The 22,649-nt window shown below is 64.9% G+C and carries 19 protein-coding genes and 2 tRNA genes; 7 read left to right on the top strand and 14 right to left on the bottom strand.

Translation table 11 applies throughout. The annotated features are described in order from the left end of the window. Positions 1–16: 16 nt before the first annotated feature. Positions 17–1,498: an ABC transporter substrate-binding protein gene (locus LB572_RS09155; RefSeq protein ID WP_224667499.1), complete on the bottom strand. Its 1,482-nt coding sequence runs from the start codon at positions 1,496–1,498 to the stop codon at positions 17–19. Positions 1,499–1,613: 115 nt separating this feature from the next. Next, positions 1,614–2,891 (bottom strand): acetylornithine deacetylase/succinyl-diaminopimelate desuccinylase family protein, encoded by a 1,278-nt coding sequence (locus tag LB572_RS09150; RefSeq protein WP_224667498.1) that lies wholly within the window; start codon positions 2,889–2,891, stop codon positions 1,614–1,616. Between the two features lie 262 nt (positions 2,892–3,153). Between LB572_RS09150 and LB572_RS09145 the strand changes: the two genes are divergently transcribed. After that, complete coding sequence (locus LB572_RS09145) at positions 3,154–3,585, top strand: L,D-transpeptidase (RefSeq protein ID WP_140807754.1); 432 nt, start codon at positions 3,154–3,156, stop codon at positions 3,583–3,585. 23 nt (positions 3,586–3,608) lie between these two features. Here the strand turns inward: LB572_RS09145 and LB572_RS09140 are convergent, their stop codons facing one another. The 9 genes from LB572_RS09140 to LB572_RS09100 form a co-directional block, all read right to left on the bottom strand. Next, complete coding sequence (locus LB572_RS09140; RefSeq protein ID WP_140807753.1) at positions 3,609–4,601, bottom strand: lipid A biosynthesis lauroyl acyltransferase; 993 nt, start codon at positions 4,599–4,601, stop codon at positions 3,609–3,611. Positions 4,602–4,607: 6 nt separating this feature from the next. Beyond that, positions 4,608–5,636 (bottom strand): zinc-binding dehydrogenase, encoded by a 1,029-nt coding sequence (locus tag LB572_RS09135; RefSeq protein WP_140807752.1) that lies wholly within the window; start codon positions 5,634–5,636, stop codon positions 4,608–4,610. Between the two features lie 38 nt (positions 5,637–5,674). After that, positions 5,675–6,946, bottom strand: a complete 1,272-nt coding sequence (locus tag LB572_RS09130; RefSeq protein WP_224667497.1) for a beta-ketoacyl-ACP synthase — start codon at positions 6,944–6,946, stop codon at positions 5,675–5,677. 77 nt (positions 6,947–7,023) lie between these two features. Beyond that, positions 7,024–8,211 carry a beta-ketoacyl-ACP synthase gene (locus LB572_RS09125; protein ID WP_224667496.1) on the bottom strand — a complete coding sequence of 396 codons (1,188 nt, stop codon included), beginning with the start codon at positions 8,209–8,211 and terminating at the stop codon, positions 7,024–7,026. A 115-nt stretch (positions 8,212–8,326) separates the two neighbouring features. Further along, positions 8,327–8,608: an acyl carrier protein gene (locus tag LB572_RS09120; protein WP_040981809.1), complete on the bottom strand. Its 282-nt coding sequence runs from the start codon at positions 8,606–8,608 to the stop codon at positions 8,327–8,329. Between the two features lie 236 nt (positions 8,609–8,844). Further along, the gene (locus LB572_RS09115) at positions 8,845–9,987 is read right to left on the bottom strand and encodes a slipin family protein (RefSeq protein WP_224667495.1); all 1,143 of its coding nucleotides are present in this window, start codon (positions 9,985–9,987) and stop codon (positions 8,845–8,847) included. Positions 9,988–10,340: 353 nt separating this feature from the next. After that, positions 10,341–10,410: transfer RNA gene (locus LB572_RS09110), tRNA-Met, on the bottom strand. 2 nt (positions 10,411–10,412) lie between these two features. Continuing rightward, positions 10,413–10,486 (bottom strand) — tRNA-OTHER (locus LB572_RS09105). 207 nt (positions 10,487–10,693) lie between these two features. Then, entirely contained in the window at positions 10,694–11,242 is a 549-nt protein-coding gene (locus tag LB572_RS09100) for a histidine phosphatase family protein (RefSeq protein WP_224667494.1), read from the bottom strand. A gap of 162 nt (positions 11,243–11,404) precedes the next feature. On the opposite strand from LB572_RS09100, the gene LB572_RS09095 reads away from it, so the two are divergent. The 3 genes from LB572_RS09095 to LB572_RS09085 all read left to right on the top strand — a co-directional run bounded on the left by LB572_RS09095 (position 11,405) and on the right by LB572_RS09085 (position 15,096). Beyond that, positions 11,405–12,355, top strand: coding sequence for an AEC family transporter (locus LB572_RS09095; RefSeq protein ID WP_140807748.1), 951 nt, complete (start codon positions 11,405–11,407; stop codon positions 12,353–12,355). A gap of 164 nt (positions 12,356–12,519) precedes the next feature. Beyond that, positions 12,520–13,977, top strand: coding sequence for an NAD-dependent succinate-semialdehyde dehydrogenase (locus tag LB572_RS09090; RefSeq protein WP_140807747.1), 1,458 nt, complete (start codon positions 12,520–12,522; stop codon positions 13,975–13,977). Positions 13,978–14,070: 93 nt separating this feature from the next. Next, the gene (locus LB572_RS09085; RefSeq protein WP_224667493.1) at positions 14,071–15,096 is read left to right on the top strand and encodes an aldose epimerase family protein; all 1,026 of its coding nucleotides are present in this window, start codon (positions 14,071–14,073) and stop codon (positions 15,094–15,096) included. A gap of 45 nt (positions 15,097–15,141) precedes the next feature. Here LB572_RS09085 and LB572_RS09080 read toward each other — a convergent pair whose 3' ends face one another. Further along, positions 15,142–16,059: a sugar kinase gene (locus LB572_RS09080; protein ID WP_224667492.1), complete on the bottom strand. Its 918-nt coding sequence runs from the start codon at positions 16,057–16,059 to the stop codon at positions 15,142–15,144. Between the two features lie 158 nt (positions 16,060–16,217). Here LB572_RS09080 and LB572_RS09075 point away from each other — a divergent pair, with 158 nt between their 5' ends. Together LB572_RS09075 and LB572_RS09070 are read left to right on the top strand one after the other, a co-directional pair. Continuing rightward, entirely contained in the window at positions 16,218–16,661 is a 444-nt protein-coding gene (locus LB572_RS09075; RefSeq protein ID WP_140807744.1) for a FixH family protein, read from the top strand. 7 nt (positions 16,662–16,668) lie between these two features. Beyond that, on the top strand, positions 16,669–17,874 hold the full coding sequence (locus tag LB572_RS09070) for a cytochrome-c peroxidase (protein ID WP_224667491.1): 1,206 nt from the start codon (positions 16,669–16,671) through the stop codon (positions 17,872–17,874). On the opposite strand, the gene LB572_RS09065 is transcribed toward LB572_RS09070, so the two are convergent. Further along, complete coding sequence (locus LB572_RS09065) at positions 17,871–18,323, bottom strand: Lrp/AsnC family transcriptional regulator (RefSeq protein ID WP_040981793.1); 453 nt, start codon at positions 18,321–18,323, stop codon at positions 17,871–17,873. The two genes, LB572_RS09070 and LB572_RS09065, sit on opposite strands and share 4 nt — an antisense overlap. Before the next feature lie 164 nt (positions 18,324–18,487). Between LB572_RS09065 and putA the strand changes: the two genes are divergently transcribed. Beyond that, entirely contained in the window at positions 18,488–22,096 is a 3,609-nt protein-coding gene (gene putA, locus LB572_RS09060) for a bifunctional proline dehydrogenase/L-glutamate gamma-semialdehyde dehydrogenase PutA (protein WP_224667490.1), read from the top strand. 189 nt (positions 22,097–22,285) lie between these two features. On the opposite strand, the gene LB572_RS09055 is transcribed toward putA, so the two are convergent. Beyond that, complete coding sequence (locus LB572_RS09055) at positions 22,286–22,600, bottom strand: antibiotic biosynthesis monooxygenase family protein (protein ID WP_140647668.1); 315 nt, start codon at positions 22,598–22,600, stop codon at positions 22,286–22,288. Positions 22,601–22,649 lie beyond the last annotated feature (49 nt).

Raw genomic sequence — 22,649 nt, 5'->3', positions numbered from 1 at the left:
GGCGATCGCGCCGGCCTCAGTCGGTCCATTTCACCTTGGTCAGGTCATCCGCCTCGATCGGCCAGTTCGTCCACATGCCCTGCAGCTTGGCGTCCCAGACGCCAATCTTCGGCAGCTCGAACAGGTAGACGGCGGGCACGTCGTGCGCGAGAATCTTCTGCGCCTCGCCCAGCAGTTCCAGCCTCTTGTCCTTGTCGACCGTGGTGCCGAGCTCCTTGATCACATCGTTGAACTTCGGATTGTCGTACTGGAAATAGTAGCCGGGCCGCGAATAGATATCGATGTCGTTTGGCTCGACATGGGAAACGATCGTCAGGTCGTAGTCCTTGTTGGTGAAGACCTGGCTGAGCCACTCCGCCCATTCGACCGGAATGATCTGCAGATTGACCCCGATCTCCCTCAGTTGGGACTGAATCACCTGGCCGCCGTCGCGCGCGTAGGGCACGGGCGGCAGCTTGATCGTGGCCGAAAAGCCGTTTTCCAGCCCCGCTTCCTTCAGATACTCCTTGGCCTTGGCGATGTCGTGCGGGTAGACGCCGGTGAGATCGACATAGCCCGCATCGCCTGGCGAAAAATGAGAGCCGATCGGCTTTCCAAGACCGTTCGAGGCCGCGTCGATGATGGCGCTGCGATCGATCGCAGAGGCGAGCGCCTGCCGCACCGCAAGCTTGTCGAAGGGTGGCTTCTTGTTGTTGATCGACAGGATCGTCTCGCCCTCGGTCGAGCCGATCACGACGCTGAAGCGCGGATCGGACTGGAGCTGCCCGAGCGCGTCTTGCGCGGGCATGTTGGCGAAAGCCTGGATGTCGCCCGAGAGCAATGCGGGGACAGCCGCGGCGGCGTCGGGCACGATACGGAATGTCGCCTTGTCGAGCGCGGCGGGTGTGCCCCAGTAATCCGGGTTCTTGACGAGCGTGATCTCGGAACCCTTGGCCCAGTGATCGAGCTTGAATGGACCGGTGCCGATCGGCTTGTCCTTATTGCCGTCAGCCGACCCCTTCGCCACGATCACCGCCGCAACCTGGCCCATGTCGTAGAGGAAACTGCCCTGCGGCCCGTCGAGAGCGACCTTGACGGTCGCCGGATCGGCCGCCGTGACATCGGTGATGTGCGCAAAGAGCTGCTTTTGCGGATTGAGCGAATCCTTGGCACGCGCTCGGTCGAGCGAGAATTTCACGTCGTCGGCGCTGAAGGCCGAGCCATCGTGAAACTTCACGCCGGAATGCAGCTTGAACGTGTAGACCTTGCCGTCGTCGGAGACGGTCCAGCTCTCGGCGAGACCGGGTTGAACCTGGCCGTTGTCGTCGATGCGCGTCAGCCCTTCAAAGACATTGGCATAGGTGACTTCGCCGATGGCCGCGGCCGCCCCGGCGGTCGGATCGAGATGCGGCGGCTCGAGCACGATGCCGAGCGTGAGGTCGGTGCGCGCGGCAAAGGCCGACGTGGCGGCGGCAAGCGACAGCACAGCCGCGGCCAGGATGGTCTTCCACAGTTTCATCGCTGAACTCCCATTGCTCAAACGTGCTCAAGCTGGCGGATAGAAGCGTGATTTCGCGCGCGAGTAAATTGCGTTTCGTGCTGCCCGGCGGCGCCAGGCGGAATGTTTTTACCTGTCATCCGGTCGTGCCACGCAAGAGCACATTGAGGCCGATCGCCATCACCTTGGCCGATTCCACCATGTCGGCGATGCCCACCCATTCGTCCGGCCTGTGCGCGAGATCGAGAATGCCCGGACCATAGGCGATGCAGTCATAGAGATGGCCGAGGCGCGCGACATGCTTCTGGTCGTAGGTGCCGGGCGAGATCACGTAGTCGGGCTCGCGGTCGAACACCTCCATGATGCCTTTTGCGACGGCTTTCACCACCGGCGCGTCGCGCTCGGTCATGAGCGGCAGCACCTCCATCAGGTCACGGATCTCGTAATCGAATTTCCTGCGCTCGCGTTTCAGCCGCTCGAGGATGTCGGTGACCTCGCCTTTGACGGTGGCGATGTCCTCTTCGAGCAGAAACCGCCGGTCGATGGTGAGCCGGCAGGAATCCGGCACGTTGGGCGAGGGGAGCCCCGGCCGGAAATCCTCGGTCTGGCCGCCATGGATGGAATTGATGTTCATGGTCGAGCGCTTGGCGCCTTCCGGCACCACCGGCATGCGCGTCATCTTGCGGTCGAGCGCCGGGAACAGCTCGTCCTCGAAGGCCTGCAGGACGGCGCCCATATGGCGCACTGCATTGTCGCCGAGGAACGGCATCGAGCCATGCGCGATCTCGCCCTTGGTCTCGATCTCGGCCCACCAGACGCCGCGATGGCCAAGGCAGATGCGATCCTTGTTCAGCGGCTCGGGAATGATGACGTGGTCGACCTTCGGCTTCGAGAAATAGCCAAGCCTGGCCAGATGGGCGACGCCGCCGAAACCGCCGGATTCCTCGTCCGCCGTGCCCGATATCTCGATGGCGCCGGGAAAGTCCGGATAGACTGCCATGAAGGCTTCGACGGCGATGACGGAAGCGGCCAGACCGCCTTTCATGTCGCAGGCGCCGCGGCCATAGACCCTGCCGTCCTTCACGACGCCGGCAAAGGGGTCGACGGTCCAGCCGTCGCCGGCCTCGACCACGTCGATATGCGAGTTGAAATGCACGCAGGGGCCGGGCGAGCGGCCGTCGAAGCGGGCCACGACATTGACGCGTGGGTAGCGGTCGCTGTCGCCGGGCGCGCCTTCGGCACGGATGAATTCGGTTTCGAAGCCCAGTTTCCTGAGGCGAGCGCCAAGGAACTCGGCGCATGGCCGGTAGGCTTCGCCTGGCGGATTGACGGTCGGGAAACGGATCAGGTCCGCGGTCAGAGCAACGAGATCGTCGACCCGGTCCTCGACCGCCTTGAAAAGTCGTTCATTCATCCGATCGATTGAAGAAGGAACGCAGCACTTTTGCAAGCAACCAGTCGCGCATTGCCACACGACGATCCGGGCATGGCCCAACGCCCGCGCCTAAACTTCAGAGGGTGCGTGTCGCGGCGGCAACTATACCGGGAAAATCGTTCAAATTCGCCGCATTGGATTGGCGGATTCGTCAACGAGTGTGTGGTACTTAACGCATCTGCCGGCAAAAAGATGGAAAAACCGCGCGAATGGCAGGGGTCAATCAAAGGGGTTTGATCGCATGAAAAAGTTCGTTCTCATGGCAACCGTGCTGGCAACCGCGTTGTTCGGCATGTCCATCGCGAGCCGGGCAGCCAACCTGGTCGCCAATATCGACGTCTCGTCGCAGACCATGACCGTCAGCAAATACGGCCAGGTGGTTTATCGCTGGAGCGTGTCGACCGCGCGCAAGGGCTACTTCACGCCGCGCGGCAGCTACCGGCCGCAATGGACCGCCCGGATGTGGTATTCGCGCAAGTACGACAACTCGCCGATGCCTTATTCGGTGTTCTTCCACGGCGGCTACGCCATCCACGGCACCGGGTCGGTGAGAAATCTCGGGCGCCCGGCCTCGCATGGCTGCGTTCGCCTGCATCCGGCCAACGCCGCGACCTTCTATGCGATGGTCAAGGAAGCCGGTTTCGGCAACACGCGGATCGTCGTCACCAACTGATCCGGGGCGGCAAAGCCGGCCGGTTATTGGCCGGCCGTCGCCTTCGCCTGTCCGCGCTTGCGGCGGCGGCCGCTGATTTCCCAGCGCTTGTGGAACCACATCCACTGGCCAGGGTCCTCGCGCACCCAGCGCTCGACCACGTCGGTGAGCAGCTGGGTGGTGGCGCTGACGTCGACGCTGCCGCCCTCGGTACGCGGCAAGGTCAGCTTGTCCTCGATTTCCAGACGGAAGCGGTTGTCCGGTAGCCTGACGCAGCGGGCAGGGTAGACGTCGCAGTCGTAGTGGCGGGCCAGCATGCCGAGCATCGGATTGCTTTGGCATGGGCGGCCGAAGAACGTCGTGTCGACGCCGCCCGAGAATTTCTGATCGACCAGAACACCGATATTGCCGCCCTTTTCCAGGATGGCGGCAAGGGCGAAGGACGCGCCGGTAGAGGAGGGCAGCAAGGCCCCCATCGAGGAGCGGCGCGTCGAGTGGATGTAGTCGGCGAGATAGGGGTTGTTCGGCGGGCGGAACAGCGCCGTGATGTTCATGCCGAACGTGGCGGCGGCGACCGGCAGCAGCTCGAAATTGCCGAGATGGCCGGTGAACAGGATGTGCGGTTTCTTCTCTGCGGCGATCTCGACGAAATGCTCGATGCCGCGCACCTCGACCCGGCCGGGCTTCGAAGCGTTCGGATCGAAGTCGAACAGCGCATCGAGGAAGATGTATTCGGCCGCGAGGCGCGCCATGTTGCCCCACATGTCGCGCGCGATGGCTTCGATCTCGGCGTCGCTCTTTTGCGGGTAGGCAAGGCGCAGATTGTCGACCGCAACGCGATGGCGCCCGACCAGCGGGCCGATGCGGCGGGCGACACGGTCGGCGAAGTTGAGCGCGCTGTCCGGCGGCAGAAGGCGCAGCAGCGAGAGCAACACGATGGCGAGCTTGGCGACCAGCCAGTGCTCCAGCTGGCGCAGCCGCCGGCCGTAGCGGAACATGAAGTCCCGGCGGGCTTTCCTGAACACCTTGCCGACCATCCTGTTTTAGGAAACGCGAAGGATGATCTTGCCGAAGACGTCGCGGCCTTCCATGCGCTTCAGCGCGGCGTCGATGTCGTCGAAGCCGACCTCGGTATCGATCACCGGGGCAACGAGGCCGGCGGCCATCTTCTGCATGGCGTTGGCCATGTTCTCAATGCGGCAGCCGAAGGAGCCGAGCAGCTTCAGCTGCTGCTGGAAGAGCTGCATCAGATTTACCTGCGTCGACACGCCCGAGGTCGAGCCGCAGGTGACGAGGCGGCCGCCGCGCTTCAGGCACAGCATCGAGCCAGCGAAGGTGTCGGCGCCGACATGCTCGAACACGACGTCGACGCCTTTCTTCTTCGTCAGCTTGCGCACGACGCCTTCGAAGCGGTCCTCGCGGTAGTTGATGACGTGGTCGGCGCCAAGCGCCTTGGCCTTGTCGATCTTGTCGTTCGAGCCGACCGTGGTGATCACCGTGCAGCCCATCTTCTTGGCGAGCTGGATGGCTGCGGAGCCGATGCCGGAGCCGCCGGCATGGACCAGGATGGTTTCGCCGGGTTCCAGCCTGGCATTGTCGAACAGCATGTGCTCGACCGTACCGAAAGTGACGGGCGCGACCGCCGCGCCGATCTCCGTGACGCCGGGAGGGGCGGGCACCAGGAGGCGCGCCGGCAGGTTGATCTTTTCCTGGGCGAAGCCGTCGAGGTGGAAGCCATGAACGCCGGACACATGCTCGCAGAGATTGTCGCGGCCTTCGCGGCAGGCGCGGCAGAGCCCGCAGGTGCGCGCGCCGTAGATCGATACCAATTGTCCCGGCAGCAGGTTGGAGACGCCCGGCCCGACCGCCTCGACCTCGCCGGCGGCCTCGGCGCCGACGACCAGCGGCAGCTTGCGCTTGGCAAACGCCATGCCGCGCCAGCCCCAGACGTCGATATGGTTGAGCGCCACCGCCTTGATGCGGAGGGTCACTTCGCCCAGCGAAGGCGGCGGGGGAGGCGGCAGGTCCACCGTTTCAAGGCGGCGGTCCTCGATAAGTTGCAATGCGCGCATAGGGCCTGTCGGGTTCTATAGGAGCGGAAAAAGTCCGCTTAGACCGGTTCCCGCGCCATGACAAGGCAAGTGTTCTGGCCGCCGAAGCCGAAGGAATTCGACAAAACCGTGCCAACCTCGGCGTTGCGCTTCTTGTTTGGCACGACGTCGAGGACAATGGCCGGATCGGGATTGTCGTAATTGATCGTCGGCGGGATGACGCTTTCGCGCATGGTCATCAGCGAGAAGGCGGCTTCCACCGCGCCGGCGGCCGACAGCGTGTGGCCGATCATTGACTTGTTCGACGAGATCGGCATCGAGCCGATGCGCTCGCCGAAGACGGTGGACAGCGACAGATGCTCCATCTTGTCGTTTTCGGGCGTCGAGGTGCCGTGCGCGTTGACGTAGTCGATCTCGTCTTCGCCGAGGCCCGCATCGGCAAGGGCGGCACGCACGGCCGCGATCGCGGGTGAAGCGTCGGGCTTGGAACGGGTGCGGTGGAAGTCGTCGGCCTTTTCGCCGCAGCCGCGCATGATGCCGAGGATCGTCGCGCCGCGCGCAAGCGCTGCTTCCAGAGATTCCAGCACCAGCGCGCCCGAACCTTCCGCCAGCACGAAGCCGTCGCGGTCCTTGGAGAAGGGCTTCGAGGCCTTCTCGGGGATATCGTTGTGGGTGGAAAGCGCCGACAGCAGCGAGAAGCGGATCAGCGCCTCGGCTGTGGCGGATCCGTCGGCGCCGATCGACAGCGCCTTGTCGCACTCGCCGCGCCGGATCGCCTCGACGCCGAGCTGGATAGCGGTGGCGCCGGATGCGCAAGCCGTGGACAGGGTGATCGGCAGGCCCCGCGTGCCGAAGCGGTCGGCCAGCCTGTCGGCAATCGAGCCGAACTGCGTGGTCTCGAAGATGTCGAGTTCCTTCAGCCCGCGCGCGACCCTCAGCAGCCTTTCGGCGCCGATATCCTGCTTGTCGGAATTGTAGAGCGAGAAACGGTCGGCCCAGTCGAGCTCGACGGGTGGCGAAGCGAGGAACAGCGGTCCGCTGAAATCGCCGGAATCGAGGCCTGCTTCCGACACTGCCTCCTGCGCCGCCGTCTCGGCCATCTCGTAGGTGAGGGGGCTGGCTCCCTTGGAGCTCGACGGCAGGAAATCGACCATGCCGGAGATGCGGGTGTTCAACTGATCGACCGGGAAGCGGGTGATCGGATGGATGCCGGACTTGCCCGAGGTCAGCGCCGCCCAGTTATCGGCCTTGCCGACGCCGAGCGAGGTCACCACGCCGATGCCGGTAACGGCGACGATCGGCCTGCCCATGTGATCGCGAAGATTGGCCATGCTTTGTCTGCCTCGTTATCGAGCAATTCCAGGAAAATCGTATAGCGGTTTCCACCCGGAATTGCGTAAAAACCGATCTAAGCGGCTTTAACCAGCCCCAGGCCCTCGAATTGGTGATAGCCGATCGCGGTTGCAAGGACGGAATTGGGGGCGCCTTCGAACGGGCGCTCCACTGTGGCATCGAAGACAGGATAACCGGCCTTGCGGTCGACAGCCATCGCCGCGAGCGCAACCGCAAAGGGGAATTGAGCCTCTTTCATATGGCCGGTCAGCGTCGAGAAGGCACGCACGGCCAAGGCCGGGTTGGCGTCGAATACTGCCTTTTCGGCAGCTGTTGCGGCATGCGCGCCGGAGGCGGCGGAAATCGTCAGCAGGTCGCCATCGGGAAGGGCGGCTTGCTTCAGCAGCGTGGCGATTTCGGCATTCAGTTCACCACGCCAGCGTCTGGCGCGGCCGGAGACGACGGGGCCAAGCTCGGCGTAGATCTTGCGGCCCCGGCTTTTCGCGTGCTCGCGCTGTTCCAGCACCAGGAAGGCGCCGCCGGAGCCCGTCACCACGCCGCCGCCTTCGGCGCCCTGGCGCTGCCAGACCGGCTTCCATGGGCCGCGATGCAGGTAACCGGCGAGCTCGTAGCCGAGCAGCATGTCGGAATGCTCGGTCTGGAAGGCGCCGCCGACCAGAACATGGGTCGACTGTCCCGAGCGGATGCGCGCGGCCGCCGTCTCGACAGCCGAGACGCCGGCGCCTTCCTCGCCCATGAAGGTGCGCGAGGAACCGGTGACCTTGTGGACGATCGAGATGTTGCCGGCGAGCAGGTTGGAGAGTTGGGCGAGGAACAAAGTCGGCCGCAGTTCCGTGGTCAGCTTCTCGTTGAGCAGCACGTCGCGATCGTTGCGGCTCTCGGAAGCGGCAAGGATCGCGGCATCGACGGCCTCGTCGCGCTCGCCGCCACCGGCCGCCACCACCATGTCCATGGTGGTGCAAAGCTCGTCATTGCCCTTGATGCCGGCGTCGTCCAGCGCAAGGCCGGCGGCATAGGTGCCGAGACGCTGCCAGGTTTCCATCTGGCGCTGGTCGCCGCGCTTGGCGATCTGCAGGTTCCAGTCGATCTCGGGCAGGGGATGGATCGTATAGGGCGCGAAACGCGCCGCATCGAGCACCGGCTGCAAGCCAGGCTGCGTCAGCTTCTGCCAATGCGCGTCGGGGCCTTCTCCCAATGAGGAGACAAGGCCGATGCCGGTGATGACGACGTCGTGAGAACTCATGGGTGGCTGTTGTGGGTCAGGCGACTTTTTGATCTTGCGCATGATCCTTTCCGAAAATCGATGCCGATTTCGAGGTCATGCGCCGAGCGCGTCAAGTTCGCGCGCTCTGTGGACATCAGGCGTTCTTGGCCGCGACCAGGGCATCGATCTTGGCGCACAGGTTCTTCATGACGAAGTAATCGTCGGTCGAAGCCTTGCCGTCATTGACCTCCTGCGTCCACTTCTCGAGCGGCACCTTGATGCCGAATTCCTTGTCGATGGCAAAGACGATGTCGAGGAAATCGAGGCTGTCGATGCCGAGATCGTCGATCGTGTGGCTCTCTGGCGTGATGGTGTCGATGTCGATCTCGCTGGTGTCGGCAATGATCTTGGCGACTTTCTCGAAAGTGGTGGACAAGGGCTCTTCCTTCGGGTTGCGGGCGGAATCTGTCCGCATCTTGTTTTGGCGCTGTCTAATCGGTTTTTCCCGGCAGGAAAAGGCCTGATGCGCCGGGGGCAGATGGGTAAGGGGTCGGGGAAACGCAAAAGGGCCACCGGTCGAACCGGCGGCCCTTCCCACTTTACGTTGCGTCAGCTTCTATTTCGATGCGTGCCGTTGTCCCAAAACCGGAACCACTTTTGGGGCGACATGCATCAGTCGCGGAGCTTGACCAGGTCGTTGAGCAGCCCGCCCGTACCGTTATGGACGGTGAGGCGCTCGACCTTGCCGGCGATGGCTTCGAGAGCCTCGAGCTCCTTCAGCCGCAGCATCACCGGGTTCTCGGCCATCACCTTGGCGGTGTTGAGCAGCGAACGCGTGGCGTTCGTCTCCTCGCGGCGCCTGATGACGTTGGCCTCGGCCTGCTTCTCGGCCGCGACCACCTGGTTGAGGATCTCGCGCATATCGCCCGGCAGGATCACATCCTTGAGAGCGATATCGCTGACCTCGACGCCGATCGCGGCCATGTCTTCGCGCACCTTGGCCGCCGCGTCCTCGTCGACCGTGACCTTCTTGTCGAGGATCTGGTCGAGCGTGAGCGTGCCAAGCGTCTTGCGGAAGGCATACTGCAGGGCGCGGTAGAGCGCTTCCGAGAAGTCCTTCACCGTGCTCACCGCCTTGACCGGATCGACGACCCGGTATTCGGCGGCGATGTTGACGCGGATCGTCACGCGATCCCTGGTCAGCATTTCCTGCCCGGCGACATCGAGCGACTGGCGCTTGACGTCGACCACCTTCACCTGGACCATGCGGCCGACATTCCAGAAGGCGTGCACGCCCGCGGCAAGTGTGCGGGTGTAGACGCCATCCACGAACAGCAACCCGACCTGGCCGTCCACGACCGGATGCAGGAACACATGTTCCGTCTTCCGGGCCTGGCCGATCCGGCGCATCAAGCCCGGATCGACGGCGAGATCGGCCGCCGTGTCGACAGACGTCACCTTCCACGGACCGGCGTCGGTCCACAGCACGAGCTTGCGGTCCGGCGACAGCACAGAATGCAGCGCGCCGTCGCGCTCGATGACCGCGACATCCGTGCGCCCGGTGCGGACGACGGTGAAGTGACGCGCGGCCACGTCCGGGAGCTTGTCGAACAACGCCTTCTCGTAAGCCGAAACGAATTCCGGGTTCTTCAGGTCGTGCCTGGAGGTTTCCAGGTTTCCGCGCCGGTTGGCGAGCCAATGTTCGCCCGGCATCAGGATCGCCTGGATCTCACCCTTGTAGAGGGCGACGGCACGTTCATTTTCCTTCACGAGGACGCGCTGGCGTCCAAGAAGCTTTTCGAGAATGGTCTTCATTGTCTTACTCCTGTCGGGCATGGCCCCATGCGAGGCGTCACGTCATGCGTCGATCGTCCTTTCATTTCACGTTTCACGTCGTCTTCCGGGCACGAATGATCCGGGGACCGGTGGCACCGCCAAGCAGCGGGCCTTCGGGAGCGGATCGCGGGGCGGCAGAGCAGGCGCCGAAGGCCGAAGCCTTCCTTGCCGGCACTGCCGCGCCTTGATCGTCACCGCGGGCCTGGCCGCGAGCCGATGGCGCAAAACTTCGCCGCCCGGCGCGGCCGAAGCCTTGCCGTCCGTGAAGTCCTGGCATTCCGGTCCCCGGACCGTTTTTCGAATAACACCGTGCAGGGTGCTGGCTTTCGAGGCCAATGGAGAAGGATTCGAACCTTCGACCGTCAGTTTATGAGTCTGATGCTCTACCCAACCTGAGCTATCCGTGGTGCTGATGAAGGGACTCGAACCCCCGACCTCCGGACCCAAATCCGGCGCTCTCCCTCTGAGCTACATCCGCGATCCCAATCCACGAAACGGCGCCGTATACAGGGCGGCAAAGCCGCCTGCACGGGCGGAGACGGAAGCTCCAACCGTTGTGCTCGCTTCGGTTTTCGTGACCGGGAGCGCGCCTATAGACCCTGCGACGGGTTGTCGCAAGCGGCATTGTCGCGGCGGATTTGCGGCTTCTTCCGGGAGTTGTATTTCGGCAACACTGGTCGGCACCTTAAAAGGTGACCCGTCCCAGCACCTTGAGGCCGTCGCCATCCGGCGCCACCACCACGGCTTCGCCCTCGCGCGGTGCAACGCCTGTGAGCGCCTGGATGTTTTCCAGATGCGTGACCAGCACCAGGTTGTCGGAACCGGAATAGCCGCTTATTTCCTTCATGATCGCGGCCACCTGGGCGGCCTTTTCGGCCGGGTCGGTTTTGAGCAGGTCGAGCGGCGCGAAGGGCTGCGGCTCGGCTTCGAAAGCGATACGGGCGGTATCGAGGCAGCGGCAGTAGCGGCTGGAGAGCACATGATCGATCGGGGCCGCGCGGGCCGCGAACAGCGCGCCGATGCGGCTCGCCTGCTGCTTGCCGCGCTCCGACAGATTGAGCTGCGTGGCGCAATTGCCGATGTCGAAATTGGCCGGGTCGGTCGCCCCGGTGACGAAGGCATGGCGAAGCAGCACGACATGGCCGCCGTCGCGCAGCAGCGCCCAGCCGGCATCGGTCGCGTGGGCAAGGCTCGGAGCAGACAGGAGAAAAAGCGCCAGAACAAGTCGCAGCATTGGAAGTCCTTTGGCGGCCCAGGCGAGGCCAGGGCCGTGATTGGCATATAGGGACCGCAAAGCCGGCCGGAAAACAAGCAGAGGCCCGGAGATAGGCGCGCCGCGCCGATTGCACCGCGCTCAGGGCTCGCCTATCACGGGAAAAATGTCTCCGCCCAGAAAATGACTCCGCTCACCGAAACCGTCCTCTTCGTCTTCAGCCTCGTGGCGCTCGGCTATCTGGCCGGGCTCACCGGCTATCTGAAGCCGGCGAGCGGGGAGGGCATTTCCGAATTCGCCGTCAACGTGGCGATGCCGCTGCTGCTCTTCCAGACCATGGTCAAATCGGATTTCCACGGCGTCACGCCCTGGTCGCTGTGGGGCGCCTATTTTGCCGCCGTCGCCATCACCTGGGCCGCTGGCCATCTGGTGATGACGCGGCTGTTCGGGCGAGATGCGCGCGCGGGTATCGTCGGCGGCGTGTCCTCGGCCTATTCCAATGTCGTGCTGCTCGGCGCGCCCTTCATCCTCGGCATATTCGGCGCCAGCGGCTTCGAGGTGCTGTCGCTGCTGGTCTCGGTCCACCTGCCGATCATGATGATGGCTTCGATCGTGCTGTTCGAGATGTTCGGGCGTGGCAGCGGCGAGACTGTGCATCCGCTGCGTGTCATCAAAAGCTTCCTCAGGCGGCTGTTCATCAATCCGCTGATCATCGGCATCCTGGCGGGGCTCGGCTGGCGCCTCACCGGCGCGGCGCTGCCGGATCTCATCGAGCGGCTGGTCGACACGCTGGCGGATACGGCAGGCCCGGTGGCGCTGTTCGCCATGGGGCTCAGCCTGCGCCGCTTCGGCATCTCCGGCAACATCCGGCCGGCGCTGGCGCTGTCGGGCCTGAAACTGTTCCTGATGCCGGCGCTGGTGCTGGCCTTCGTATGGCTGCTCGGCCTGCCGCCGCTGACGGCCAAGGTCGCGGTGGTCGTTGCAGCGCTGCCTTCGGGCATCAACTCCTATCTGATCGCCGTCCAGTTCAACACCGGCCAGGCGCTGGCCTCGAACCAGATGACCCTTGCCACCGCGAGCGCGGTGGTGACCACGTCGTTCTGGCTGACGGTGGTGGTGCATATTTTCGGATAGGCTTCAGCGGCTCGCCTTTGCTGGCCCAACCCCTATATGCCATCTTATGATTGCCTGCCCGCCTTTCCCTAGGTAAGAGCAATGCGCCAGTGTGCGGCTTAAGCACGCTTCAACGGATAATCCAGAAAAACGGCCCGATCAGCGCGCCGAACGGAGGCCAGACCATGCTTCAGAAAACCAGCCATTTCATGCGCCAGGCCAATCTCATCAATGGTGAATGGGTGCAGGCCGACAGCGGCCATACCATCGACGTCAACAATCCGGCGACGGGCCTCAAGATCGGCACCGTGCCGAAGGCCGGCAAGGCCGAGACCCGCCGGGCCATCGAAGCCGCCGAGGAAGCTTTCAAGAGCTGGCGCAAGACCACCGCGCTCGAGCGTTCGAAGCTGTTGCGCAAGCTGCATGACGCGATGATGGACAATCAGGACGTGCTGGCCGAACTGCTCACCATCGAGCAGGGCAAGTCGCTCACCGAATCCAAGGGCGAGATCGGCTCGGCCGCGGCCTATATCCTGTGGTTCGCCGAGGAAGGCCGCCGCGTCTATGGCGACATCGTGCCCTCGCCGTGGGGCGACCGCCGCATCCTGGTGACCAAGGAGCCGGTCGGCGTCATCGCCGCCATCACGCCGTGGAACTTCCCGTCCTCCATGCTTGCCCGCAAGATCGGTCCGGCCCTGGCGGCGGGCTGCACGGCGGTGGTCAAGCCTGCCTCGCAGACGCCTTATTCGGGCCTCGCCTGGGGCGCGCTCGTCGAGGAAGTCGGCTTCCCGAAGGGCGTCGTCAATGTCGTCACCGGCTCGGCCGGTGAGATCGGCGACGAGATCTGCGCCAATCCGTTGGTCAAGAAGATCACCTTCACCGGCTCGACCGAGGTCGGCAAGATCCTGATCCAGAAATCGGCCTCGACTGTCAAGAAAGTGTCGATGGAGCTTGGCGGCAACGCGCCGTTCCTGGTCTTCGACGACGCCGATGTGGACCGTGCGGTGGCGGGCGCCATCACCGCGAAATACCGCAATTCCGGCCAGACCTGCGTCTGCACCAACCGCTTCCTCGTGCAGGCCGGCATCTATGACAAGTTCGTCGAGAAGCTCGCCGCCGCCAGCAACAACCTCAAGGTCGGCTCGGGCCTCGAGGAAGGCGTGCAGCAGGGGCCGCTGATCGACGAAAAGGCGGTCGAGAAGGTCGAAGAATTCATCGCCGACGCAACGTCCAAGGGCGGCAAGGTCGTCGCCGGCGGCAAGCGCCATGCGCTGGGCGGCTCGTTCTTCCAGCCGACGGTGATCTCCGGCGCCACGCCGAACATGCGCTTCATGAAGGAAGAGATCTTTGGGCCGATCGCGCCCGTGTTCAAGTTCGAGACCGAGGAAGAGGCGGTCGCCTTGGCCAATGACACCGAGTTCGGCCTCGCCGCCTATTTCTACACCAGCGATCTCGGTCGTGCTTTCCGCGTCATGGAAGGCCTGAAATACGGCATGGTCGGCGTCAATGAGGGCCTGATCACCACGCCCGAGGCGCCGTTCGGCGGGGTCAAGGAATCCGGTCTGGGCCGCGAGGGCGGACATCAGGGCATCGAGGACTATCTCGACACCAAATATGCCTGCTTCGGCGGCCTGGGACTCTAACGCCAATTCATGGGCAAGGGCGGGCTTTGCCATGCCCTTGCCGGATGATACGAGGGCGGCCTAAATCCACCGATCGGAAATGACATTTCGGGCATGGCGATGAAAGACGGCGAGGTCTTCGGCACGACACAGGCGGGCGAGGCCGTGCGCCGGTTCACGATCCGGGGAGGCGGCCTCACCGCCAACATCATCGGGCTGGGCGCCATCGTCCAGGACCTGCGCCTTGCCGGCCACGATGCGCCGCTGGTGCTGGGCTACGACCGCTTCGAACCTTACGAGACCGACCGCGCCTTCTTCGGCGCCGTGGTCGGCCGCTTCGCCAACCGCATCGGCGGCGGCCGCTTCACCATTGCCGGCAACCGCTACCAGACGGAGCGCAACTTTCTCGGCAAGCACACGCTGCATGGCGGCTCGGAAGGGTTTTTCCACCGGCCATGGAGCGTCTCGCTGCATGGCCGCGATTTCGTGACGCTGACCTTGCACGACCCGGACGGCGCCATGGGATTCCCGGGGGCGCTCGACGTCACTTGCACCTACCGGCTGAAGATCCCCGGCACGCTCAGCATGGAACTGACCGCGACCTGCGAGGAGCCGACGCTCTGCAACCTCGCGCAGCACTCCTATTTCAATCTCGACGATGGCGGGGCCGGCGACATCCTCGACCACCGGCTGATGCTCAACGCCGGCGCCTACACGCCCGTCGATGACGAGATGATCCCGACCGGCGCGGTGAAGCCGGTCGACGGCACGCCTTTCGATTTCCGGCAGGCGCGGGCGCTGCGCATGGAAATGGAAGGCGAGCAGCTTCGCTACGACCTGAATTACTGCCTGGCCTCCAGCCGCGGGCCGCTGCACCAAGCCGCCTGGGTGCAAGGCGCCAATTCCGGCGTCGAGATGGAAGTGTGGACCACCGAACCGGGACTGCAGCTCTATAGCGGTCAGTTCGTCGCGCCGACATCGCCGGGGCTCGATGGCAGCCGCTACAAGGCGTTTTCAGGCCTCTGCCTCGAAGCGCAGACCTGGCCGGATGCGCCCAACCGGCCCTATTTCCCGCAGGCCACGCTGTGGCCGGGGCAGATCTATCATCAGGTGACGGAATATCGGTTCCGGCTGCCCTAAGGTTCTCTGATATTGAAGTGATGTCCGCATAAGCTTCGACGGCGCTTAACTGTCGAACGCGATCCGCAACGTCTCGAATGGCGCCAGCGCGCCGCGAACCTGGACGACCGCGGCGGCGACTTTGTGCGCACGGCGCGCCGCGTCGGCGGGTGCGTGGCCGGCTAGCCGCGCGGCGAGATAGCCGCCATTGAAGGAATCGCCGGCGCCCGTGGTGTCGACAGGAGCGGCCACATGCACCGCGTCAACAGTTTGTGAAGCGCCGTTCAGCGTGATCAAGGCCGGCTGCTCGCCATTCTTGACCACGACTTCGCCGGCCAGCCTGCCAAGGCGCTTGGCCGTGATCTCGGGTGTCTCGTCGCCGAACAACATCTGCTCGTCCGGAAAAGTCGGCAGCGCGATGTCGGCCACCGCAAGGGCCTCCAGGATCGCGGCCTGGGCCATCTCGCGGCTCGGCCACAGACGCGGCCGGTAGTTCGGGTCGAAGGCGATGAGCGAGCCGGCCTTGCGGGCGGTCGCGATGGCGGTCAGCAAAGTTTTCCGCGCGGCCTCGTCCAGAATTGCCAGGGTGATTCCGGAAAAATAGACAAGCGCCTGGTTTTCAAGGCTTTTCGCCAGCGCCGCCGGATCGGATGCGAGCCGGCGCGCGGCCGCATCGTTTCGCCAGTAGGTGAAAGCGCGTTCGGCCCCGGTGAGCGTTATGGCGTAAAGTCCGGGGCGCGCGCCGGCAATGACCGGACTGTTGCCTATGCCGATGCCGTTCTGGCCGAAGAAGGCGATCTGGTCGCGCGAGAAGGGGTCGTCGCCGAAGGCCGACACGTAGGTCGCGGACCGCTCCGGGCTCAAGGCGTGCAACGCCCAGAGCGTGTTAAAGGTATCGCCGGCAAAACCCATGCGCCAGTCCGGGCCGCTCTGGCCCGACAGTTCCAGCATGCATTCGCCGATCGACGCGATACCATTGGCCATGCGGACGTATCCCTTCCTAAGATGTTGTTGCTGTAGCTTTTCGCGGCCGGCAGCGCCATGCTTGGCGAGCGGCGAATTTTGCGCCAGAAGCGATTTCCCACGGGCAGGGCGGGACGCGACAAGCGGCCCGCGACGTTAGCAGCCGAAGAGGAACGGGTTTGGCATCGATATGGCGTTACATTCTTGCGGGTCTCGGCCTGGCCGCCCTGCTGGCCGGCATCGTGGCCGCGGTCTATCTGACGCTGCCGCAGTCGGCCTCCGGTCCGGACATTTCGCGCACCAAGAAGACAGCGAATGGCCTGTTCGTCGCCAGCTTCGAGCCGGAGCGCGGCGTCGTCCGGCAGGGCGAGCTGCAATCCTGGCTGCTGACGCTGAAGACCGCGGCTGGCGCGCCGGTGGAAGGGGCCGCCATCACCGTCTCCGGCGGAATGCCGCAGCACGACCACGGCCTGCCGACCAGTCCGCAGGCGACCGATTACCTGGGCGATGGACGCTACCGCATCGATGGCATCAAGTTCACGATGAGCGGCTGGTGGCAATTGCGCTTTGCCATCTCCGCGGGCGCCGGCTCCGGGGTGGTCGTCTTCAACATCGTGTTGTGAGCGGGCAATGAGGCTGACCAGCGTTGCGGGTTTGCTGGCCTTGGCGGCCTTGGCAGGGTTGGGCGGCTGCGGCAAGCCGCAGTTGAGCGACGCCGAAAAGAAGACCATCGCGTCGCTGGCGCTGAACACGCTGCCGTCCCTGAAACCCGACACCACGAACCAATATGGTGATGCGCCGGCGGCCGCAGCGCTTGGCTCGACGCTGTTTTTCGATGGCGGCATAAGCCGTGACGGCACGGTGTCCTGCTCGACCTGTCACAAGATCGACCGCCAGTTCCAGGACGACCTGCCGCAGGCGGTCGGCGTCGGCCACACCAACCGCCGCACCATGCCGCTGGCGGGCGTGGCGCGCAATCCGTGGTTCTTCTGGGACGGCAGGCGCGACAGCCTCTGGGCTCAGGCGCTGACGCCGCTCGAAAATCCACTGGAGCAGGCCGGCAACCGGGCGGCTTTCGCACATTACATCAAGAAGCGGTTCGGCGAGCGCTATGAGCGCATCTTCGGGCCACTGCCGGACCTTTCGACCGTGCCGGCCAATGCCAGCCCGCTCGGCACGGATGCCGAGAAGGCGGCGTGGAACGCCATGCCCGCCGGCCAGCAAGACGACGTCAACCGCGTCTATGCCAATATCGGCAAGGCGATCGCCGCCTTCGAGCGCTCGATCGAGCCGCAGCAGACGCGTTTCGACCGCTTTGCCATCGATCTGGCAACCGGCGCCAAGGCGGAAGGGGACGCGGCGTTCTCGCCGGAGGAGATCCTCGGGCTGAAGCTGTTCATCGGCAAGGCCAATTGCGTGACCTGCCACAACGGCCCGCGCTTCACTGACAACTCCTTCCACAACACCGGCGTGCCGCCGGTCGACGGCCTGCCGCCGGACCGCGGGCGCGTCGATGCGGTGGCGCAGGTCGAGGCCGACCCCTTCAACTGTCTCGGCAAATTCCGCGACGGCGACGAAAGCGCCTGCCGCGAGCTGCGCTTCATGGTGAAGGACGGTCCGCAGATCGTGCGCGCCTACAAGACACCGTCGCTCAGGGGCGCCGCAAGCCGGCCGCCTTACATGCATGCCGGCCAGTTCGCGACGCTCGACGAGGTGGTGGCGCATTATTCGAAGGCGCCGCTCGCCGCTGAAGGCGTGTCGGAGGTCCATCCGCTCGATCTGTCCGACCGCGAGCGCGCGGCGCTGGTGGCGTTTCTCAAGACGCTGTCAGACTAGCGGTCCTTGACCGTCTCCATCGCCACGAAGGTCGACGTCTGGGCGACGTGGGGCAGGGCCGAGATGCGCTCGCCGAGCACGCGACGATAGGCGGCGATGTCGGTGGTGCGGACCTTCAACAGATAATCGAAGCTCGACGCCATCATGTGGCACTGCTCGATCTCGGGCACGCCTTGCACCGCGCGGTTGAAGGCGTCGAGCGCCGCCGAGCGCGTGTCCGACAGCTTCACCTGGACGAAGGCGACATGGCCTTCGCCCATGCGCTCGCGGTCGATGACGGCGCGGTAGCCTCTGATGTAGCCGTCCTTCTCAAGCCGCTTCACGCGCGCCTGCACGGGTGTCTTCGACAGGCCGACCTTCAAAGCCAGCTCAGACATCGAAAGCCGGCCGTCACGCCCGAGCGCGGACAGGATGTTGCGGTCGATGCGGTCCAATTGGTCTTCGGTCATCGATTTGACAGTCAAAACGCTGGGAAAGAAGCTCATATGATAGATTGAATGGACTAGCTTGTCGATTTCTTTGGACCGACTGAAATTCGCAGCTGTGCTAGCTTGCGCCATCCGGTCCGGCGACCGCCAGACCGTTCGCCCACGCTCGCTTTCATGGATCCGACATGCCGCTCGACGCCATCCGCCAGCAGATCCGCGCCAATTATTTGCCCGACGAAGACGAGGCGGTGAAGCGCCTGTCGGCGGCGGGGGGCTTGTCAGCCGAGGAGCGCAAGGCGATCTCGACCCGCGCGGCCGATCTGGTGCGCGCGGTGCGTGGTTCGACCGATCCCAGGCTGATGGAGGTCTTCCTCTCGGCCTACGGCCTGTCGACCAAGGAAGGCGTGGCGCTGATGTGCCTGGCCGAAGCGCTGCTGCGCGTGCCCGACACCGAGACGATGGACGATTTGATCGCCGACAAGATCGCGCCGCATGACTGGTCCGCGCATTCGGGCGGCTCCAGCTCGATCTTCGTCAACGCCTCGACCTGGGCGCTGATGCTAACCGGCCGTGTGCTCGACGAAGGCGAGGGCGGTATCGAAGGCACGCTGCGCGCCATGGTACGAAGGCTGGGCGAGCCGGTGATCCGCAAGGCGGTCGCGGCAGCGATGCGCGAGATGGGCGAGCAGTTCGTGCTCGGGCGCACCATCGCCGAGGCGATCAAGCGCGGCCGGCCGATGACGCAGAAAGGTTATCTCTACTCCTTCGATATGCTGGGCGAAGCGGCCCGCACCGAGGCCGATGCGCTGCGCTACCACCGCGCCTATGCGGATGCGATCTCGTCGCTGGATTCCGGGTCGAACGGCCCCGACATCCGCTACAATCATGGCATTTCGGTCAAGCTCTCGGCGCTGCATCCGCGCTACGAGGAGGCGCAGAAGGAAAAGATGCTGCCGGTGATGGCCGAGCGGCTCTTGTCGCTGGCGCTTGCCGCGCGGCACTCGCGCATGGGTCTCAACATCGACGCCGAGGAGGCCGATCGCCTCGACCTGTCGCTCGACGTCATCGAACGGGTGCTGGCCGAGCCGGAACTTGCCGGATGGGACGGTTTCGGCGTCGTCGTCCAGGCCTATGGCCCGCGCGCGGCCTTCGCCATCGACTGGCTCTATGCGCTGGCGAAGAAATACGACCGCCGGATCATGGTGCGGCTGGTCAAGGGCGCCTATTGGGACACCGAGATCAAGCGGGCGCAGACGCTCGGGCTCACCGGCTATCCGGTCTTCACCCGCAAGGCCAACACCGACGTTTCCTACATGGCCTGCGCGAAGAAGCTTTTGTCGATGACCGACCGCATCTATCCGCAGTTCGCCACCCACAACGCGCACACGGTGGCCGCCATCCTGTCGATGGCGAAGGATCGCGAATCCTTCGAATTCCAGCGCCTGCACGGCATGGGCGAGGCCCTGCACGAGACAGTGCGCCAGGCCGAAGGAACGCGTTGCCGCATCTATGCGCCGGTCGGCGCGCATTCCGACCTGCTCGCCTATCTGGTGCGGCGTCTGCTGGAGAACGGCGCGAACTCCTCCTTCGTCCATCAGTTGACCGACGAGGAGGTCGAGCCGGAGGAGATCGCGCAAGATCCGCTCGATGCCGTCGAGAAGCAGGGTTCTGCCGCCAATCCGGCGATCGCGCGCCCAGCGGCAATCTTCGGCGCGGGCCGCCGCAACTCGAAGGGCTTCGACATCACCGATCCGGTGACGCTCGCGGCCCTGGATGAAGCGAGGGCCGCGTTTGCCGGAGCGGATCGTTGGCACGCTAAGCCTGTCACCCGCGCGGCCGGCTACGGCAAGCCGCGCCAGATCGTCAATCCGGCCAAGCCGGACGAAGTGGTCGGCACCGTGCATGAGGCTGCGGCCAAGCAGGTGGTGACCGCTGTGCGCATCGCCGTCGACGCGCAGTCGGCCTGGGCCAAGCGTCCGGTTGCCGAGCGTGCCGCGATCCTCAACCGCGCCGCCGATCTCTACGAGGCCAATGCACCCGAGTTCTTCGCTCTCGCCACGCGCGAGGCCGGCAAGTCTCTGGCCGACGGTGTTGCCGAGGTGCGCGAGGCGGTCGACTTCCTGCGCTACTACGCGGCCGAGGCGGCGAATGCCGAGGCGGGCACGCAGGCGCGCGGCGCGATCGTCTGCATCTCGCCATGGAATTTTCCGCTGGCGATCTTCACCGGCCAGATCGCGGCGGCTTTGGTTACCGGCAATTCGGTCATCGCCAAGCCCGCCGAGCAGACGCCGCTGATCGCCTTCCGCGCCGTCGAAATGCTGCGCGAGGCCGGTGTGCCGGAGGATGTCATCCAGCTGCTGCCGGGCGACGGCCCCTCGGTTGGCGGGCCGCTCACCGCCGATCCGCGCATCGCCGGTGTCTGCTTCACCGGCTCGACCGAGGTCGCCAAGCTGATCGAAAAGCAACTGGCCGAGACGGCTGCGCCCGACGCCATGCTGATTGCCGAGACCGGCGGCTTGAATGCGATGATCGTCGATTCCACCGCGCTCCCGGAACAGGCGGTGCGCGACATCCTCGCCTCGGCCTTCCAGAGCGCCGGCCAGCGCTGCTCGGCGCTGCGCGTGCTCTATGTGCAGAAGGACGTCGAGAAGAAGATGCTGGAGATGCTGAAGGGCGCGATGGAAGCGCTCACCATCGGCAATCCCTGGGCCATCTCGACCGATGTTGGCCCGGTCATCGACGACGAGGCGCAAGCGTCGATCAGCGATTACTGCAAGAAGAAGGGTCTGGAAGGCCGGCTGATCGCGAAATTGGAAGCGCCGGCCACCGGCCGGTTCGTCGCGCCGCATGTCTTCCGCGTCAAGGGCATCGAGGAGATGGAACGCGAGGTGTTCGGCCCGGTGCTGCATGTCGCGACCTTCGATGCCGACGAGATCGACGCGGTGATCGCCGCCATCAACCGCAAGGGCTACGGCCTGACCTTCGGCCTGCACACCCGCATCGAAGGCCGCGTCCAGCATTTCGTCGACGGCATCCATGCCGGCAACATCTATGTCAACCGCAACCAGATCGGCGCCGTCGTCGGCTCGCAGCCATTCGGCGGCGAGGGGCTGTCGGGTACCGGCCCGAAGGCCGGCGGGCCGCATTACCTGCGTCGCTTCCGCAAGGGGCCGGAGGCCGGCACCGAGCTTGGCGAGGGCCACAAGGTGACCGCGACCGAGCTCGCCGACAACCTGCCGGATCCGACGCTGGGTGGCTGGTCGACGCGGCCGGATCGTGTGGCGATCCTGAGGAAGCATCTGCGCGGCAAGGGCGCGGCGGCAATCGCCGCCGCGGCAAGTCTCGATTTCGGCCAGGTCGACCTGCCCGGGCCGACGGGCGAAGCCAACACGCTGTCGCTGTCGCCGCGCGGCCGGGTGCTCTGCCTCGGCCCGGATGGCGAGACGCTGCTGTCCCAGACGATCCAGGCGCTGGCGGCCGGCAACGCCGTGCTGGCGGTGGCGCCAGGCGCGCCGGCGGCGCTGTCGGCGCTGACCGGCAAGGGCCTGCCGTTGGCGGCGATCGATGGCCGTCCCGACCCGGTCGAGGCGCGTTCGTTGAAGGTCGATGTCGTCGCCTTCTCAGGCACACCGGAGGCGGCGCGCATCGTGCGCAAGGTGATTGCCGAGCGGACCGGGCCGATCGTGCCGCTGGTCAGCGAGGTGCTCAACCCGGCGGCCTATGCGCATGAGCGCGCGGTCTGCGTCGACACGACGGCGGCAGGCGGCAATGCCAGCCTGCTCGCCGCCGCATAGGGCGTATCGATATTCAGGTGATGCCGGTCTGCAAACGATGGCGTCCTGCGCTTCCGGTGCTCACGTACTTTAAGTACGCTCCGCTCCGGTTCTCGGAAGCCACCTTGTTTGGTCGCTTCGCGCCCGTCTTCGACTCCGACTCGGCCTGACCTGAATCTCAACACGCCTTTACCGGTCAGTGGAGATAGACTATGCGCCTTCGACGACCGAAAAGCCCTCGAATTGCGGATGGCCGAGATAGTGGACCTTCGAGCCGCCGGCATTGCGATGGGCGGCGCGGAAGTTTTCCGATTTCGTCCAGGCGACGAAATCCTCCTGGCTTGCCCAGACCGTGTGCGAGGCAAACAGCGTATAGCCCTCGGTCTCGTTGACCGGGCCGCGCAGCAGGTGGAATTCCCTGAAACCCTGCATTTCGGAAAGGCTGGAATCGCGGTTCTTCCAGACGTCCTCGAAGGCTTCCTCGGAGCCGTTCTGGACCTTGAAGCGGTTCATGGCGATGTACATTGGTTTCCTTTCATGGCGATGAGCGGGATTGATGGTCTGAAGGCGGCGG

The sequence above is a fragment of the Mesorhizobium sp. BH1-1-5 genome, from assembly GCF_020165615.1.
Lineage (GTDB): Bacteria > Pseudomonadota > Alphaproteobacteria > Rhizobiales > Rhizobiaceae > Mesorhizobium.
Note: the sequence above shows the minus strand (reverse complement) of the source record. Positions and strands in the feature narration are given on the sequence as shown.

Bases quoted from the DNA above. Each gene is read 5' to 3' on its own strand.
- LB572_RS09155 (WP_224667499.1), bottom strand. From the start codon at position 1,498: ATGAAACTGTGGAAGACCATCCTGGCCGCGGCTGTGCTGTCGCTTGCC.
- LB572_RS09150 (WP_224667498.1), bottom strand. From the start codon at position 2,891: ATGAATGAACGACTTTTCAAGGCGGTCGAGGACCGGGTCGACGATCTC.
- LB572_RS09145 (WP_140807754.1), top strand. From the start codon at position 3,154: ATGAAAAAGTTCGTTCTCATGGCAACCGTGCTGGCAACCGCGTTGTTC.
- LB572_RS09140 (WP_140807753.1), bottom strand. From the start codon at position 4,601: ATGGTCGGCAAGGTGTTCAGGAAAGCCCGCCGGGACTTCATGTTCCGC.
- LB572_RS09135 (WP_140807752.1), bottom strand. From the start codon at position 5,636: ATGCGCGCATTGCAACTTATCGAGGACCGCCGCCTTGAAACGGTGGAC.
- LB572_RS09130 (WP_224667497.1), bottom strand. From the start codon at position 6,946: ATGGCCAATCTTCGCGATCACATGGGCAGGCCGATCGTCGCCGTTACC.
- LB572_RS09125 (WP_224667496.1), bottom strand. From the start codon at position 8,211: ATGAGTTCTCACGACGTCGTCATCACCGGCATCGGCCTTGTCTCCTCA.
- LB572_RS09115 (WP_224667495.1), bottom strand. From the start codon at position 9,987: ATGAAGACCATTCTCGAAAAGCTTCTTGGACGCCAGCGCGTCCTCGTG.
- LB572_RS09100 (WP_224667494.1), bottom strand. From the start codon at position 11,242: ATGCTGCGACTTGTTCTGGCGCTTTTTCTCCTGTCTGCTCCGAGCCTT.
- LB572_RS09095 (WP_140807748.1), top strand. From the start codon at position 11,405: ATGACTCCGCTCACCGAAACCGTCCTCTTCGTCTTCAGCCTCGTGGCG.
- LB572_RS09090 (WP_140807747.1), top strand. From the start codon at position 12,520: ATGCTTCAGAAAACCAGCCATTTCATGCGCCAGGCCAATCTCATCAAT.
- LB572_RS09085 (WP_224667493.1), top strand. From the start codon at position 14,071: ATGGCGATGAAAGACGGCGAGGTCTTCGGCACGACACAGGCGGGCGAG.
- LB572_RS09080 (WP_224667492.1), bottom strand. From the start codon at position 16,059: ATGGCCAATGGTATCGCGTCGATCGGCGAATGCATGCTGGAACTGTCG.
- LB572_RS09070 (WP_224667491.1), top strand. From the start codon at position 16,669: ATGAGGCTGACCAGCGTTGCGGGTTTGCTGGCCTTGGCGGCCTTGGCA.
- LB572_RS09065 (WP_040981793.1), bottom strand. From the start codon at position 18,323: ATGACCGAAGACCAATTGGACCGCATCGACCGCAACATCCTGTCCGCG.
- putA (WP_224667490.1), top strand. From the start codon at position 18,488: ATGCCGCTCGACGCCATCCGCCAGCAGATCCGCGCCAATTATTTGCCC.
- LB572_RS09055 (WP_140647668.1), bottom strand. From the start codon at position 22,600: ATGTACATCGCCATGAACCGCTTCAAGGTCCAGAACGGCTCCGAGGAA.